The organism is Paenibacillus beijingensis (assembly GCF_000961095.1).
In the GTDB taxonomy this organism is placed as follows: Bacteria; Bacillota; Bacilli; order Paenibacillales; family Paenibacillaceae; genus Paenibacillus_O; species Paenibacillus_O beijingensis.
This window is the reverse complement of record NZ_CP011058.1, coordinates 4,038,202-4,053,145: the sequence shown is the minus strand read 5'-3', so window position 1 is coordinate 4,053,145 and position 14,944 is coordinate 4,038,202. Positions and strand designations below refer to the sequence as shown.

Here is a 14,944-nt window from a genome sequence, read left to right as displayed (position 1 = left end):
ATATAGTTATAGTAACAACTAAATTATGCTTCATTCCAGCTCAAGCCAGATGCCGGGATTGAATGAGGGAGGGATATGATGAGGATTCAGCCGGGAGACAGCAAGCCAAAGCTTTGGACCCGAAATTTCGTTTTATTTACTTTATCTAATCTGCTGGTCTATTTGAATCTGCAGATGACGACGGTATCGCTGCCGGCATACGTTTCGCAAAGATTCGGCGCCGGGAGCGTTACGGTCAGTCTCATCATCAGCATCTTTGCGGTGTCGGCGATCCTCACCCGTTTCTTCGTCGGCAAAGCGCTGGAAACAACCGGGAGGAAAAAGCTGCTGTACGCAGCGCTCATCTGTCTTCTCATTTCGACCGCGGCCTTCTACTGGCTTCCTTCCGTGCTGCTGTTTATTCTGTTCCGCTTCATTAGTGGAATCGGTTTCGGCATTGCAACGACGGCTTTCGGAACGATGGTGTCGGAAATCGTGCCTGCCCGTAGAATGGGAGAAGGGATGGGATATTTCGGCTTATCCACCGGCTTGTCGATGGCGCTCGCTCCGGTTGTCGGCATTTGGCTTCTCCTTCAATACGGTGCTCCGGGATTGTTCGGCGTTGCGACCATACTCGTCATCGCCGCGGTTCCATTGATCTGGAGCATTAAATCCGCTCCTCCGATTCGCAGCGCGCCCCCGGCGCCTTTGAGAACATCCGGGATGCCGGCATGGATGGATCGGAGCATCGCTTTTCCCTGCGTGCTTAACCTGCTGCTTTCTTTTACTTATGGCGGATTGATCAGTTATATGACCTTGTTCGGCACCGAAATCGGAGTATCGAACGTCGGCTGGTTTTTCTTATGCAACGCGTTGCTGGTCATTCTCGTTCGTCCGTTCTCCGGACAATTATTTGACCGGAAAGGTCACCAAGCCGTATTGCCGCTCGGCGGATTGATGGTGTTCGCCGGACTGCTGCTGTTATCCTCGGCCCATTCCTTGACGGTCCTGCTTCTTTCATCCGTTTGTTACGGCATCGGATTCGGTACGCTGCAACCGTCTTTGCAGGCATGGACGATCAATCGGGCTCATCCCCGGCTGCGCGGTGCCGCAAACGGCGCGTTCTTCAACTCGATGGATGTCGGCATTGCCGTCGGTTCCCTCAGCCTGGGCGTGATCGCGGCCAATTCAAGCTATGCGATGATGTACCGGGCGTCGGCGCTGATGATGGTGTTGTTTCTGACCGTGTACGGATGGTCTCTTCTGCAAGGCAAAAAAAGCCGGCAGGCATCCTCCCTGAATGAAGAATGACGCCTGCCGGCTTGATTATTCATGCGCGGGCGCTGCATTTAAAAATTCACTTTGCCGAGCACCAAAAAAATTTCCAGCGCCAATTGGACTTCAAAGCGGCTCATCGAATTCGACAGATCGATATCCGATAGCTGCTTGATCCTCTCGAGCCTGTAGCGCATGCCGCTGATCGACACGTTCAGCATCCGCGCCGTCTTGTGCAGATTGCATTCGTTCTCAAAATAATAATAGATCGTTTTTAAAAATTCCGCCCCGTATTTCTGATCGTACTCATAGATGGATCCGAGCAGATTGGCGGAATACTGTTCCAACTCTTCCGGCCGCCGGGCATCGAGCAAAATCGTCAAGTGGCGGATATCTGACGAAAGCGTGACCTGGCCGTTCTTCCGCTTCATCTTCGCGATTTCGGTCGCTTTGACGGCGCCGTTAAACGCTTTGGACAAGGAAGACAGCTCACGGCATACCTCGCTAATGCCCAGTACGACGTTTACGGAATCGTCCAATGGGTCAAGCTTCCCGATCATCGTTTCCCCGAATTCCCGCACGGTCAATTTCAGCTTGTCAACAAGCGCTTCCGGGATGAGCGCATGGATACGGTCCAGTCTTGTCGAGAACAGCAGGCGAAACCCTTTCTGTTCCGCCAGATCCGAGAGCAGCTGCATGATCTTGCTGCTCAGCGCGGTGGAAATTTCGTTATCCTTCATCAGTACTTTATTTCCGGCAATCTCAAACTGAAAGACGAACACATAATGAGGCTGGCTTAAATCGTAGCCCAAATAGGCAAGCCTTCTGGAAACCGAATGGTTGTCGGCGGTCGGATTAAACAGCTCATCCAGCAGCTCGCCCTTCAAGCGCTGTTCGGTCTCCGTCACGGTCCGCTCGTTCAGCATCTGGATCGCGCACGTATTGGCCGACCTCTCGAGCAGAACCGGCTCCAGTTCGCCGAAAGCACCTTCGCGTTTCAGCAGCGAAATAAAGCCCAGCACTTGATTGCGCAGCACGATCGGCGTCACAAGCCGGATATGCGGCAACTCGTACGGCTCGTTAATTTCAAGCTGGACCGTGCATCGCTCCGCCAGCATTTTGTTGATTTTGTCGCGCTGATGGCCCGCCTTCAAGAAATAAGGATGCTCCATAATTCTTTTCAACGAATCGTCCGAAATGTCTCCGAAGCCGTTCATTCGCTCGAAATGATGATTTTCGATTATGACGCCGCAGTGCAGGCTTTCACCCAATATTTTGGCCATATCGTCCAGCCCTTTGCCCTGCAAAATAATCCGGGTCATTTCGTGGCTGAGCGTTGTCACCCGGTTGAGAACTTCCTTCTGCTTCTCGATCCGCTTGTAGGCAAGTTCCAGCTCATCCTCGATCTTCTCCTGCTCATAGTCGATCAGATCCTCGGAAATATCCTTTCCCCATTTTTCGAGCGTCTTCCCGACATAACGGCAGCGCGTGTCGCCTTTGCCGATGCATTCCACTTCTTTGAAAATCACTTTCTTGCCCAGCGTTTCCGTGCAGTAGCCGCTCGCATAGCCGACCAAAAAGTAGCATACCGGCTCATGATAGAGCGGAAAATGCTTTAAATATTGCAGCGCTTCATAGGAGTTGACCCAAAAGCCTTCGACATCGAACAGGCCTTCGCTTTTGTTAATGTTGAGCCGGACCGGCGTCGAGAAGACGCGTCCGGCGATACTGTGCATTTTCGATCCGGCCAAAATCCACTCCAAATCATCGTCCCAGCTGAACATGTCATTTAAATACTGCGCTTCGCTCACACCGAACTTCCAGCCGTAGCGCATCAGAAACCGTTTGGCCCTTTCCATGCCGAGCGCGACAATCAAATCTCTGCATAGCTGCCCCCACGCTTCCGTGCTGGTCAGAATCATTCTCCGGTCTCTTAAAAAAAATTCGCCCTCTTCTTTGCCGAACTGGACCAGATCTTTAAGGGACATGGTGCTTGCTTTCGTCAACGTCCATCTCTCCCTTGGTATCCGCATAGAGGAAGAATAGATAATATCTTGGTAATCACATTGTAAAAGCAATGCTTCCAAAGCGTCAATTATTTTGCGCCAAATTGCCACGCATGTTCAAGCGCCGTTGCGCCGGATGACCGCCGACATGATGCGACGCAACGCGCACGGGATTGCGATCAGACTTTGAATTGCCCGGAGTAGACTTCCCCGGGAGCAGGCATTAGCCCGAGATGGCTGAGCAGATCGACGAACTTCTTCATCGTTTCCTGCTGATAGGCGCTTAAGTCCCGGGATGAAAAATCGTAAAACCCTTGCCCCGCTTTCATACCGGTGCGGCCGCTTGCCATGTTCCCGGAAATAATCGCAGGGGAAGCGAACCGGTCGGCGGATAAAGCGTTCTCCAAATAGCGGTCGGCGTAATACAAAATGTCGCCGCCGCCCCAATCGATAAATTCCAGCAGCCCCAGAACGGCGAAGCGGATGCCGAATCCGATCCGGGAAGCTTTGTCGATATCCTCCGGCGACGCGACTCCTTCTTCGACCAGTCTGGCTGCTTCGTTCATCGCCAGCGCCTGAATGCGCGGCACGATGAAGCCGGGAGACGGCGCGCATTTGACCGGCACTTTGCCGATGCGCTCCAGCAGCGCCAGCATGCCGTCCAGCACCTCCGGATCCGTTGCGGCGCCGGGGCTCACTTCCACCAGCGGAATCAAATAGGCCGGATTCAGCCAGTGCGTGTTCAGAAACCTCTGCGGACGGGCTATGTAAGTAGCGAGCGTATCCACTGCAAAAGTGGACGTGGTGGAAGCAACCGTCGCTTCCGCTCTGGCGGCGGCGCCGATCCGTTCGAACGTACTTTGCTTTACGCCCAGAATTTCCGGCACAGCTTCGAACACCACATCCGCCTGCGGCAGCACCGTCTCCAATTCACTGGAGTCATGGCAGGCGATGTGCCCCATCATCGGTTCGACGCTTCGCTCGTCCATCAGGCCGAGCGAAGCGAGAAACTTAAGATTGCCGCGGATCTGATCGGTTGCTTCCTGCAAGATGCGCGCCGATTCGGGCTCGCTGCGTTCTTTGATGTCGATCAGATCGACCGGGTGGCCGGCATACGCGAACACCTGCGCAATGCCGATCCCCATCCGGCCGGCGCCCACTACGGCGATGCGGGCTTTATCCCCGTTCATAACGCGACCTCATGTTCAAGACCGCGCGTAAGCAGCCGCTTCATTTCCGGCGCGGATAAACGGTCGAGCCCAAGCTGCTGCAGCGTCCTGCCGGTCTCCGCCAAATCTTCGCCGGCGACAACCGATGCGACCGCCAGCAGTCCCCGCGCCACCGGTGCCGGCACATTCGCCCACGTCGCCAGCGATACGAGAAAAGCGAGTCCACAGGCGATATCCTCCCGCATATAGCGGTGCGTCGCCAGCTCGAGATGCTCGCGCCAGTCCGCGCTGTCGACCAGCTTCTCGTGCGCGGCGTTGCCGTACATCCATTCGTCGCCGTCCTTGCTGTAATGATCGGCAAGCGGAAAATGCGGGGCGCCGTATCCGAGCGCTTCGCGAATCGCGATCCGCTCCGCATCAAGCGCATCATGCACCCTGCGGATCGCCGGCTGCGTCCCTTCATTATGAATATCCCAATAGTCAAAATGCTCGATCGGCCCGGCATTCATCAAGATGAGCGGCGGGTGAATAACCGGCCCCGCGTTCATCAGCGCTCCGTCGAGCGCGTCCTGCAGCCGTTCAACGGCCGGAAACGCTTGTTCCAGCACGGTGAAAGCATGTTCGGAAAGCTCGCTCGGAAACACGCCGGTAGGCAAACGGGTCGCCCGGCCGGAAATGGCGACCGTATCCGGTCCGTGCTTGCGGGCGAGATACGGCAGCGTGCCCGTTTCCGCAAAGGCAACGTTCGCCGTGCAGCCGGCCTCTTGCAGCGCTTTGGCCATCACGTAGCTGCCGAACGTGCCCGGAGGCAAATAAATGACCTGCCCGTCCTGAAGGTATGGAGCCATCTCTCGGGCGAGCGATTCCTGCGCAAAAGCCGGCAGCGGAATCAAGATCAAGGCGGCGTCTTTTATAATGGAAGCCAAATCCGTGCCGGCCATCGCCAGCTTCACTTCTCTTTCGCCTGCCGCGTCCTTTAAGATGAGCGCTTGTTTGTCCATCACGGTCTGAAATGCGGAACCGTCTCTTCTCCAAAGTCTTACGCTGTGTCCTTGTTCCGATAAATCGGCAGCGGCTGCGTAACAGCCGTTCCCTCCGCCTAAGACTGCAATCTCCATCGTCGGTTACCTCCCCTTCTTAGTCGAACAAATCCGGCTGCAGCTTCACAATTTTATCCCACAGCGGCTGGAAGCAGCACCAGCCGACCAGCTCGGTGCCGATCTGATCTCTCGTGCCGGCGGCCGCCTCGGGACCAATCGGGATCGGCGGCGTCAGCGCCGCTTCCGCCATCAGCTGCGCCTGGCACGAGCGCTCCATCGTGATATACCACCAGGCGGCAGACTCCACCGTATGACCGACCGTCAGCAGCCCGTGGTTTTGCAAAATCGCCGCTTTTTTCGAACCTAGCACTTTCGCAATCCGGTCTCCTTCTTCCGTCTCATACACAACACCGGAATAATCGTTGAACACTCCGTGATCGTTGTAGAAAGCGCACGCGTCCTGGGTCAGCGGGTCGAGCGGACGGCCGAGGGTCGAAAAAGCTTTGCCGTAAACGGAATGGGCATGCGCAGCGGCAATGACGTCCGGACGGGCTTCATGAATGCGCGAGTGAATGGCGAATGCGGCAACGTTAACCATGCCGCTCCCTTCCATAATCTCGCCTTTATCGTTGACCAGCAGCAGATCGGACACCCGAATCTGGCTGAAATGTTTGGCGAACGGATTCACCCAGAAATAATCGGGATATTCCGGGTCGCGCGCCGTAATATGTCCCGCAACGCCTTCGTCAAAACCGAATAGGGAAAATAAGCGGAGCGCTCCGGCGAGACGCTGCTTCCGGTGCAGCCGTTCCGCTTCCACGCTTTCAAATTTCATCGGATACATGTGCTGAATCAAATCGACATTTGTCGCCATTGGAGTTCCTCCTCTTTAATCCGTTAATCTTGTAATAAGATAATATGAACTTTTCCGGGACCGTGGACGCCAAGCGCCAGATCCGCTTCGATATCTCCGGTCCGGCTCGGGCCGGTGATGAAATTGATGCAGGCGGGCAGACCTTCTGGAATGCGGCTGCGAACGAAGGACATGCCATCCGACAGCCGCGGATAAATGAAGCGTTCCGGCAAAACGGCTACGTAAACCGGCGGAAGCAGGCTGATGAGCCGGCCGCGGCCGCCTCCGTTCATCAGCAGAACGGTACCGGTATCCGCCAGCCCCATATCGGCAAACGTAATGCCCATATCCGCACTTTCCGCAAATGTCCGCAGCTCCCGCTCATTTTCCGTTGTCCGCCAGAGCCGGTGATGGATGCCGTTTCGATTCAACGTTGACTCCAGCTGCAGCTCGTGCAACCGCCCATCGTCCCAGCTGATTGCGGATCCTATGCCGTGCTTTGCAATCACTTCGGACAGAACGCGCCCGAAGTCCGCCCGGGATATCCGGTACACAGCTGTATTCAGTGCCGACAATTGCTTCATAAACTGCCGGATCAGCTGTTCATGTTCGGCTGCCTGCCGACCGCCGGCCTCCGCTTCCGGGTTCAGTTCCTGACCGGAGCCCTCCCAAGGCTTACGATCCCATGATGGCGGGGAGACCGCTGTACGGCGCTTTCGTCCGAGCTTCTCCGCGATCGAACCAAGAAACGCGGCCTGCTCTACCGGCTCATTCATCGCGGGCGCCCCCTTTCTCTTTCCACCAATCGCGGAAAGACTGCTTGGCCGGCTGCGGCAGGTCCCTGCCGGCCGTCCATCCGGCCAGCAAACCGGGGCCGCCGGATATATAACCGTCTTTGGCCCAGAGCGTAGTCCCGGCGGACGCGATTTTCGCCGCCTTCGAATAAACGGCCGGATGAGAGGCCATAAAGCCGAAGGCGCCGAACGACATTTTTTCCATTTGCGGGGTGTAGCCTTGTTCCACTTCATCTTTGCGGTGTTCGATCAGCAAGTCGTGCAGCGGGATTTTGACCGGGCATACTTCCGTGCACGCCCCGCACAAGCTTGATGCGTACGGAAGCTCCTTCGCCGTCTCGTACCCTTCAAGCAGCGGATCAAGCACGGCGCCGATCGGTCCGCTGTAGACGCTGCCGTACGCATGGCCGCCGACATGACGGTAGATCGGGCACACATTCATGCACGCTCCGCAGCGGATGCATTTTAGCACTTCCTTATAAGCCGTCGCCAAAATATCGGAACGGCCGTTATCCACAATAATGAGATGAAACTGCTCGGGGCCGTCCAGATCGCCTGCCTGCCGAGGACCGCTGATGCCCGTCACATAGACGGAAATTTTCTGCCCGGTGGCGCTGCGTGTCAGCATCGTCAAGGCGAGATCCAGCTCGTTCCACGTCGGTACGATTCTTTCCATGCCCATAATGGCAATATGAATTTTCGGCAGCGAAGTCGTCAGGCGGGCGTTGCCTTCGTTGCTGACAAGCACGACGGTACCGGATTCCGCCACCGCAAAGTTGCAGCCGGTAATGCCGATATCCGCCTCCATAAACGCTTCCCGCAGATGTTCCCGCGCGAACGCGCACAGCTCGGAAGTATCCTCAGACAGCTTCCGTCCGGCCGCTTGCGAGAACAGCTCGGCTATTTCCCCCCGCCGCTTGTGCAGAGCGGGAGAGATAATATGGGACGGCTTCTCTCCGGCAAGCTGCAAAATATATTCGCCCAAATCGGTCTCAATGACGCTTAGCCCCTGTTCTTCCAAATGCTTGTTCAGATGGATTTCTTCCGTAATCATCGATTTGGCTTTCACGATCTTACGTGCGCCGTTCTCTTCCGCGATGCGGCTCACGATCGAAACGGCGTCCGCCGCTTTGGATGCAAAGTGCACGTGCCCGCCGTTTGCCCGGACATTGCCCGCCAGCTGCTCCAGGTAGCTGTCCAAATTGTCGATCGTATCCATCCGGATTTCGGAAAGCAGTTCTCTCCATTCCTCCACGTTCCCGAGCGCTTCCGCCGCCTGCACGCGCCCCGATCTCAGACGGTCCTGAACAAAGGGAACGGCCCGCTGCAGCTGCGTGTCGTTTAACGCTTCCTTGGCGCGAGCTTTGAAATCGGCAGCTTGCAGGTTCATGTAGCCATTCCTTTCGCCAATACTTCCGCAATATGCATCGTTTGAATGTTTTTTCCCGTTCGGCGCAGGCGGCCGGCAATGTTCATCAAGCAGCCCATATCGGACCCGATCAGCATATTCGCGCCGGTTGATTCGAGATGCCGGATTTTCTCATCGACCATCGCTTCGGAAATCGCGCTCATTTTGGATGCGAATGTCCCCCCGAAACCGCAGCAGTCCTGACAATACGGCAGTTCCTTCATCTCGAGGCCTTCGACACGGGAGAGCAGCTGTACAGGCTCGCTCCGAACGCCGAGCCCCCGGCTCATATGGCATGACTGATGATAAGCCGCCGAATCCTCGCAGACCGCGCCAACATCGTCGATTCCCAGCACGCGGACGACAAACTCGGTAAATTCAAACGTTTTGTCCGCCAGCTGCGCCGCCTTGGCCGACCATTCCGGATCACCCTCAAACATGTCCGGATAATAATGGCGCACCATCGCCGCGCAAGAGCCGGAAGGGGCGACGACATATTCACTGGACTGAAACGCCTTAATCGTTTGTTTCGCCGCTTTGCGCGCGTCTTTCACATAACCGCTGTTATAAGCAGGCTGTCCGCAGCACGTTTGGGTGAGCGGGACATCAACCTCGACGCCGTTTCGCTCCAATATGCTGACTACGCTTCTTCCGACTTCGGGGAAAAAAATATCGGACAAGCAGGTAATAAACAGCGATACCTTCAAAAGGAAGCCCCCCCTAATTGAAATTCCTTGATTAGATTCGGAGGTTTCTCTCCCTTTAATGCGATAACGAGATTGCGGGCGGCGGACATGGCCATCTCATGGCGGGTTTTGGCGGTAGCGGAACCGACGTGGGGGAGCGTAATGACATTATCCATAAGCAGCAGCGGATTGGCGGGATCGACAGGCTCGTGCTGAAAAACGTCAAGTGCCGCCGCCCTTATTTTTCCGGCGCGCATCGCCTCGGTTAGCGCTTGCTCATTGACGGTCATGCCGCGCGAGGCGTTAATAAACACGGCCGAAGATTTCATCAAGTTAAAGTGCCGTTCATCGATGAACCCCTTCGTTTCTTCCGTCAGCGGAACCATGACGACGACAAAATCCGACCGGCGAAGCAGATCGTCCAGCGGGGTGAAGACGGCGCCAAGCTCCTGCTCCGCCTCCGGCTTGCGGCTGCGGCTGCTGTACAGCACGTTCATGCCAAAACCGAGCTTGGCGCGCTTTGCAATCGACTGGCCGATGCTGCCCATGCCGATCAATCCGAGCGTCGCATGGTGGACATCGACGCCGAACCATTCTTCACCGATCCCATGCCGCCAGCCGCCGGCTTTGACATACCGGTCCAGCTGCGGAATGTTGCGCGCGGCAGCCAGCATCAGACCCATCACGAGGTCGGCAACCGTATCGTTAGAAATGGACGGGTTGTTCGTGCCGATCACATTTCTTGCTTTCATCGCTTCAATATCCAAATGGTTATAGCCGGAGCTCATATTGCTTATCACCCGCAAAAAGGGCGCATCCGCCAGCATCGCTTCATCGATGGTGCCTTCTCCCATCAGCAGCCCCTCTGCATCCTGCAGCTCGCGTTTCAGCTGGTCGTACCCGATCGCGGCCGTTCCTTGCCATTTGCGGCATTCGCAGTGTTCATTCAAATAGGCCTCGACTTCTCGGGGGATCGGCCAGGCAATATATACCTTTGGTCGCAAAAGAACATCACCTCGTGCACTTTATTGCCGGAACTACACTCAAATTCGCTTAACGCATATTACCGATTGTTCCGCTCTCGAATGCCGTGTTTTCCGCCAGCCGTCCTGCCCAAGGCTCCGAGCGCTCATACAGATCGCCGACCCGAAGCAGCACGTTCTCTGCAAACGGCCTTGCGATGAGCTGCAGCCCGACCGGCAGATTGCCGCTTGTGAAGCCGCATGGCACGGACAGAGCCGGAAATCCGAGCAGGTTGGCGAGCGGCGCCTTCGCCAGACGGAACATGTTGTTGATCGCTTCCTCCGGTGTGACGGAATTGATATTGAACGGCGGATTGTGGTTCATCGGAGCGGCGAGCATATCCATGCCCTCCATCGCCGCCAGCGTATCCCCGATAAATTTGTTCCGGATCCGCTGCGCGCGAATATACTCTTCAGCCGCAACCTGCTTTCCGAAGTTCAAGCGGAACTTCACATCGTCGCTGTACAGATGCGGAAGCTTCTCCAGCATCGGCTTATGGAACGCATAACCTTCGGATTGGGCGATGATCCGCGCGGCCCACTGGGCATCGGTAAGCCCCGGAATGTCAATCTCTGCGATTTCCGCGCCAAGAATTGCAAGCCGGTTCAGCGCCTGCTCAACCGTTCGTTCGATTTCACCGTGCATCCCTTCAAAGAAATACTCGCGGCAAATTGCGATCCTGAATCCTTTCAAATCCGTCAGAGAATCGGCGAGATAGCGTGAAGCCGACTCGCGCGAGGAGAAGTCGTCCAGGCTGTCGTGCCCAGCGATCGCCTCCAGCAAAATCGCGGCGTCCTTCACCGTGCGGGCCATCGGTCCGATATGGTCGAGCGACCAGCTGAACGGAAGACAACCGCGGGTGCTCACCCGTCCGTATGTCGGCTTCAGTCCGACTGTTCCGGTTAAGGCTGCCGGCTGGCGGATCGAGCCTGCCGTATCGGTTCCAATCGCGCCGAAGCACATTCCGGCTGCCAATGCGGCGGCGTTCCCGCCGCTCGATCCTCCGGCAATCTTGTCCAGATCCCACGGATTGCGCGCAGCCCCATAATACGGATTTTCCGTCGTCGCGCCCATCGCAAATTCATGCAAGTTCGCTTTGCCGACGATGACGGCCCCCGCTTCCTTCAGCCGCTGCACGACGAACGCATCCTCGTCCGGCACCCAGTGCTGGAACACTTTCGATCCGGCCGTCGTATTCGTCCCTTTCGTCTGGATAATATCTTTGACCGCGATCGGAATGCCGTGCAGCGGACCTCTGATCCGCCCCTGCATCATTTCTTCATGAAGCGCTTCCGCTTGTCGCATCGCCTCTTCGGGAGTTACCCGTATATAAGCGTTCAACACCGGGTTCAACCGGTCGATCCGCTGCAGAACCCGACCCGTAATTTCAAGCGGCGAAAGCTGCTTGGTGCGGATCAATTGCGACAAGGAGTCGATGTCCTGAAACATCAGCTGCTCGGTCACTCGTCCTCACCCTCTTTCCGGAGGGAAAGGTGACTGGCCGGCTCCACTTCCAGCAAAGGCTCCTCTTCCCCCAGCAGCCCTTCGATATATTCGCTCAAACTCATCATGCTTTCACATCCCGTTTATAGAATAAATGTCATCAATTTCGGAAATGCCGTCAAAATGACGATACAAATGAGGTAAGCATACACGTAATATAACGAACCTTTAAAGATGCTCATTACCGGCACATCCGGCACTAGCCCTTTGACGACGAATACGTTAATACCGAACGGCGGCGTAATCGCGCCCACGCTTGTAATGATACACATCATGACGGCAAACCAGATCGGATCGTAGCCGAGCTGAACGGCGGCCGGGAAAAAGATCGGGATTGAAATAATAAGGAAGCCGAAAGCGTCCATAATATGGCCGCCGATAACAAATACAACAAAAATCATGACCATAATCCATACGGAAGGTATCGTTAGCGATGTGACCCAGTCGGCGACTTCAAACGGCAGCCGGGTAATCGTCAGAAACCGGCCGAATACAAGCGCTCCTAAGACCATCATGATGACCATGGCCGATGAACGAAGCGAGTCGAATACGGCCAGCTTGAAGTTAACCCAGCTTAATTTGCGCCTCGCAACGGCATACGCGAGCGATCCGAAAGCGCCGACCGCCCCCGATTCCGTCGGCGTAAACCAGCCGAGAAACAGGCCGCCGATGACGAATATGAGCAGCAGCAGCGTCGGCATCACGCCCGATATCGCTTTGAGCTTCTCGATCAAGGTCGGGTTGTGGCCGGCAGCGGGAGCCATCTCCGGGTCGCGCCAGCAAACATATCCGATAACAAGCAGAAACAACACGACCAACAAAATGCTCGGCACGATGCTGGCGACAAACAAGTCTTTAATGGACAGCTGCGCCTGGATCGCGATGACAAGCAGCACGGTGCTCGGAGGGATGATAATGCCGAGCGACCCGCCTCCGGCGACGCTTCCTGTGCTTAACGTGTCACTGTATTTGAATTTTTTCAATTCCGGCAGCGCCATCGAACCGATCGTCGCAGAGGTAGCCGAGTTGGATCCGCAGATTGAACCGAAGCCGGCGCTGGCCAGGATGACCGTCCAGATCATTCCGCCCCTATAATGCCCAACCCATTTATAAGCGGCTTGAAAGAGCCGTTCCGTAATGCCTGACCGAAATACGATTTCACCCATAAACACATAAAGCGGAATGACGCTGAGCGAATAACTGGAAAATTGCGACCATAAATCGCCGCTGACGACGGTAAATGCGGCTTTCGAAGAAACAACGGCGTACAAGCCGGCAAATCCGACAATGAGCATGGAAAAGCTGATGGGCATCCGCAAAAACATCAGCAGAAACAAAACCGCAATGCCTATAACTGCATATAGGGTTAAACTCACTTGTGATCACCCTTAATGATGAATTTGATGGAGTCGACGAAAAGGGCTAGCGTTAAGCCGAAGAAGCCGATGGCAAGCAGATAGATGAACGGGTAATAAATGACCGCGAGCGTTTCCGAGAGCGTTCCTTCTTTCATCATATTATTGGCATAAACAACCAGCTGATAGGAAACGAATGCGAAAAAGACCATGCTGATCAAATGCGTTGCGCTGTAAATGGTTCTTCTCACCAGGGGAGGAAATTTGTCGACGACAATATCCATATCGACATGGCCCCGGTGAATTTGGGTATATCCGATCGCGAACCCCGCGGTGATCGCGGACAGCCAGCCGACCATTTCGTTAATGCCGAAGATAGGAGAGACGAACTTTCGAATAATAACATTGACGGTGATCAATACGCATATAAGCACCATGGAGGCTCCGGCAACGACCGCCAGCGCAGTATTCAATCTGATGCTGATTTTCTCCAGCACAGCCAGCAAGACGACTTCTTTTTTGTCGGCAGCCGTCTCCGTATTCGCCGTCTGCACGGATTTTATCTCGCTCGCTTGTTCCAAGGACACACCTCATTTCCGATAATAATCGGCCATCGTCCGGAACGTTGGCGGATTCGCTTTTCCAACGTTCCGTGATGATTTGGCCGTGCCGCGCTTTACTTCGAATATTGATCCTTCAGCTCGTACACCCGTTTGCGGAACTCTTCCGCAGGCAAGCCTTTAGCCTGCAGATCGGACACCGTTTTGTCCTGGAACGGCTTCAGCTTCTCGTCCCACACTTTCTTTTCCTCCGGAGAAAGCTCGATCACTTTGAAGCCTTGCTCGGTTTGCGCCCACTCCATCGCTCCTTTGACGGAGGTATCCAAAAACTCGCCGGCCCATGCGGCAATTTCCGGACCAAGATCGTTAATCACTTTCTGAACATCGGGAGGAAGCGAATCCCATTTGTCCTTATTCATGACGGCGGCAAAAGTGGATACCGTCAGCGGGTAGTTCGTTTCGTATTTGACCATCTCGGCAAATTTCAAATCCTTCAATACTTCGCGCGACGATACATAGCCTGAAATGACGCCCGTCTGCAGCGCTTCTACCGCCTCAGACTGGGACATGCCGACAGGAGAAGCACCCATCCCTTTCAGTACCGGGGCAAGCGCGCCGGAAATCCGGATTTGCTTCCCTTTCAAGTCGCTTAATGTGGAAATCGGGTCTTTCGTTTGAAGATAGGCGGGTTCGGTTGCGAATGCGGTGATCAGCTTCATGTCTTTAAAGGCGTCCTGCGGATATTCCTGCATCAGGTCATAGACGACCTGGCTTGCCACTTTCGCATTGGGGAAACCGGAGGGCATTTCGGCGATCGTCATGAGCGGGAAGCGGCCGGGTTCATACGTCATAACCGACAGTCCGATATCGGCAACTCCGCTCTTGACGCCGTCGTACATATTTTTATCGGTCAGCAGCGTTCCTCCGGGAAACAGCTTGACTGTCACTTTTCCGTTTGTCCGTTTCTCCACTTCTTCCTTCCATTTCTCCATCTGTTTGGCCGGAAACGTGGTAGCTGGAGCGAAGAAGGCATACGTAAGCTCGATCGGCTTGTCGCCGGAAGAAGTTGACGCATTTCCGGATGCCGGCGCGCTTTCGCCCGAAGCTGCCGGAGCGTTTGACTTTGAGCCGCAAGCGGCCAGCAGGACAACGATCAACAACAATGAAATGCCCATCCACCATTTTTTCATATGTTTCTCCCCCACCCTTTTATCATCTCAAATTTAGTGTTTCTCCGAATTTTAGATACTGTTAGCTGCGAGCGCGGGCTCCGCTTTCAGTTTTTGCTCGTCG

The 14,944-nt window shown here is 55.3% G+C and carries 13 protein-coding genes; 1 reads left to right on the top strand and 12 read right to left on the bottom strand.

The annotated features are described in order from the left end of the window. Positions 1-78 precede the first annotated feature (78 nt). Positions 79-1,290 carry an MFS transporter gene (locus VN24_RS18265; protein WP_045671573.1) on the top strand — a complete coding sequence of 404 codons (1,212 nt, stop codon included), beginning with the start codon at positions 79-81 and terminating at the stop codon, positions 1,288-1,290. Between the two features lie 38 nt (positions 1,291-1,328). Here the strand turns inward: VN24_RS18265 and VN24_RS18260 are convergent, their stop codons facing one another. The 12 genes from VN24_RS18260 to VN24_RS18205 form a co-directional block, all read right to left on the bottom strand. Beyond that, positions 1,329-3,260, bottom strand: a complete 1,932-nt coding sequence (locus VN24_RS18260; RefSeq protein WP_045671572.1) for a XylR N-terminal domain-containing protein — start codon at positions 3,258-3,260, stop codon at positions 1,329-1,331. A gap of 179 nt (positions 3,261-3,439) precedes the next feature. Beyond that, positions 3,440-4,450 carry a 3-hydroxybutyryl-CoA dehydrogenase gene (locus VN24_RS18255; protein ID WP_045671571.1) on the bottom strand — a complete coding sequence of 337 codons (1,011 nt, stop codon included), beginning with the start codon at positions 4,448-4,450 and terminating at the stop codon, positions 3,440-3,442. Further along, entirely contained in the window at positions 4,447-5,547 is a 1,101-nt protein-coding gene (locus tag VN24_RS18250; protein ID WP_045671570.1) for an NAD/NADP-dependent octopine/nopaline dehydrogenase family protein, read from the bottom strand. The genes VN24_RS18255 and VN24_RS18250 overlap by 4 nt, the downstream gene beginning before the upstream one ends. Positions 5,548-5,566: 19 nt before the next feature. After that, positions 5,567-6,343 carry a class II aldolase/adducin family protein gene (locus VN24_RS18245; RefSeq protein ID WP_045671569.1) on the bottom strand — a complete coding sequence of 259 codons (777 nt, stop codon included), beginning with the start codon at positions 6,341-6,343 and terminating at the stop codon, positions 5,567-5,569. A 23-nt stretch (positions 6,344-6,366) separates the two neighbouring features. Next, complete coding sequence (locus VN24_RS18240; protein ID WP_045671568.1) at positions 6,367-7,098, bottom strand: LutC/YkgG family protein; 732 nt, start codon at positions 7,096-7,098, stop codon at positions 6,367-6,369. Continuing rightward, on the bottom strand, positions 7,091-8,506 hold the full coding sequence (locus tag VN24_RS18235) for a LutB/LldF family L-lactate oxidation iron-sulfur protein (RefSeq protein WP_045671567.1): 1,416 nt from the start codon (positions 8,504-8,506) through the stop codon (positions 7,091-7,093). The genes VN24_RS18240 and VN24_RS18235 overlap by 8 nt, the downstream gene beginning before the upstream one ends. After that, positions 8,503-9,231 (bottom strand): (Fe-S)-binding protein, encoded by a 729-nt coding sequence (locus VN24_RS18230; RefSeq protein ID WP_045671566.1) that lies wholly within the window; start codon positions 9,229-9,231, stop codon positions 8,503-8,505. The genes VN24_RS18235 and VN24_RS18230 overlap by 4 nt, the downstream gene beginning before the upstream one ends. Continuing rightward, positions 9,228-10,214 (bottom strand): 2-hydroxyacid dehydrogenase, encoded by a 987-nt coding sequence (locus VN24_RS18225; protein WP_045671565.1) that lies wholly within the window; start codon positions 10,212-10,214, stop codon positions 9,228-9,230. The genes VN24_RS18230 and VN24_RS18225 overlap by 4 nt, the downstream gene beginning before the upstream one ends. A 49-nt stretch (positions 10,215-10,263) precedes the next feature. Continuing rightward, on the bottom strand, positions 10,264-11,697 hold the full coding sequence (locus VN24_RS18220) for an amidase (protein WP_238590728.1): 1,434 nt from the start codon (positions 11,695-11,697) through the stop codon (positions 10,264-10,266). Positions 11,698-11,819: 122 nt separating this feature from the next. Next, a complete protein-coding gene (locus tag VN24_RS18215) occupies positions 11,820-13,112 on the bottom strand; it encodes a TRAP transporter large permease (RefSeq protein ID WP_052703033.1) in 1,293 nt (430 codons plus the stop codon). Then, a complete protein-coding gene (locus VN24_RS18210; RefSeq protein WP_052703032.1) occupies positions 13,109-13,672 on the bottom strand; it encodes a TRAP transporter small permease in 564 nt (187 codons plus the stop codon). Before VN24_RS18210 ends, VN24_RS18215 begins: the two co-directional genes overlap by 4 nt. A gap of 95 nt (positions 13,673-13,767) precedes the next feature. Then, the gene (locus tag VN24_RS18205; protein WP_052703031.1) at positions 13,768-14,841 is read right to left on the bottom strand and encodes a TRAP transporter substrate-binding protein; all 1,074 of its coding nucleotides are present in this window, start codon (positions 14,839-14,841) and stop codon (positions 13,768-13,770) included. Positions 14,842-14,944 lie beyond the last annotated feature (103 nt).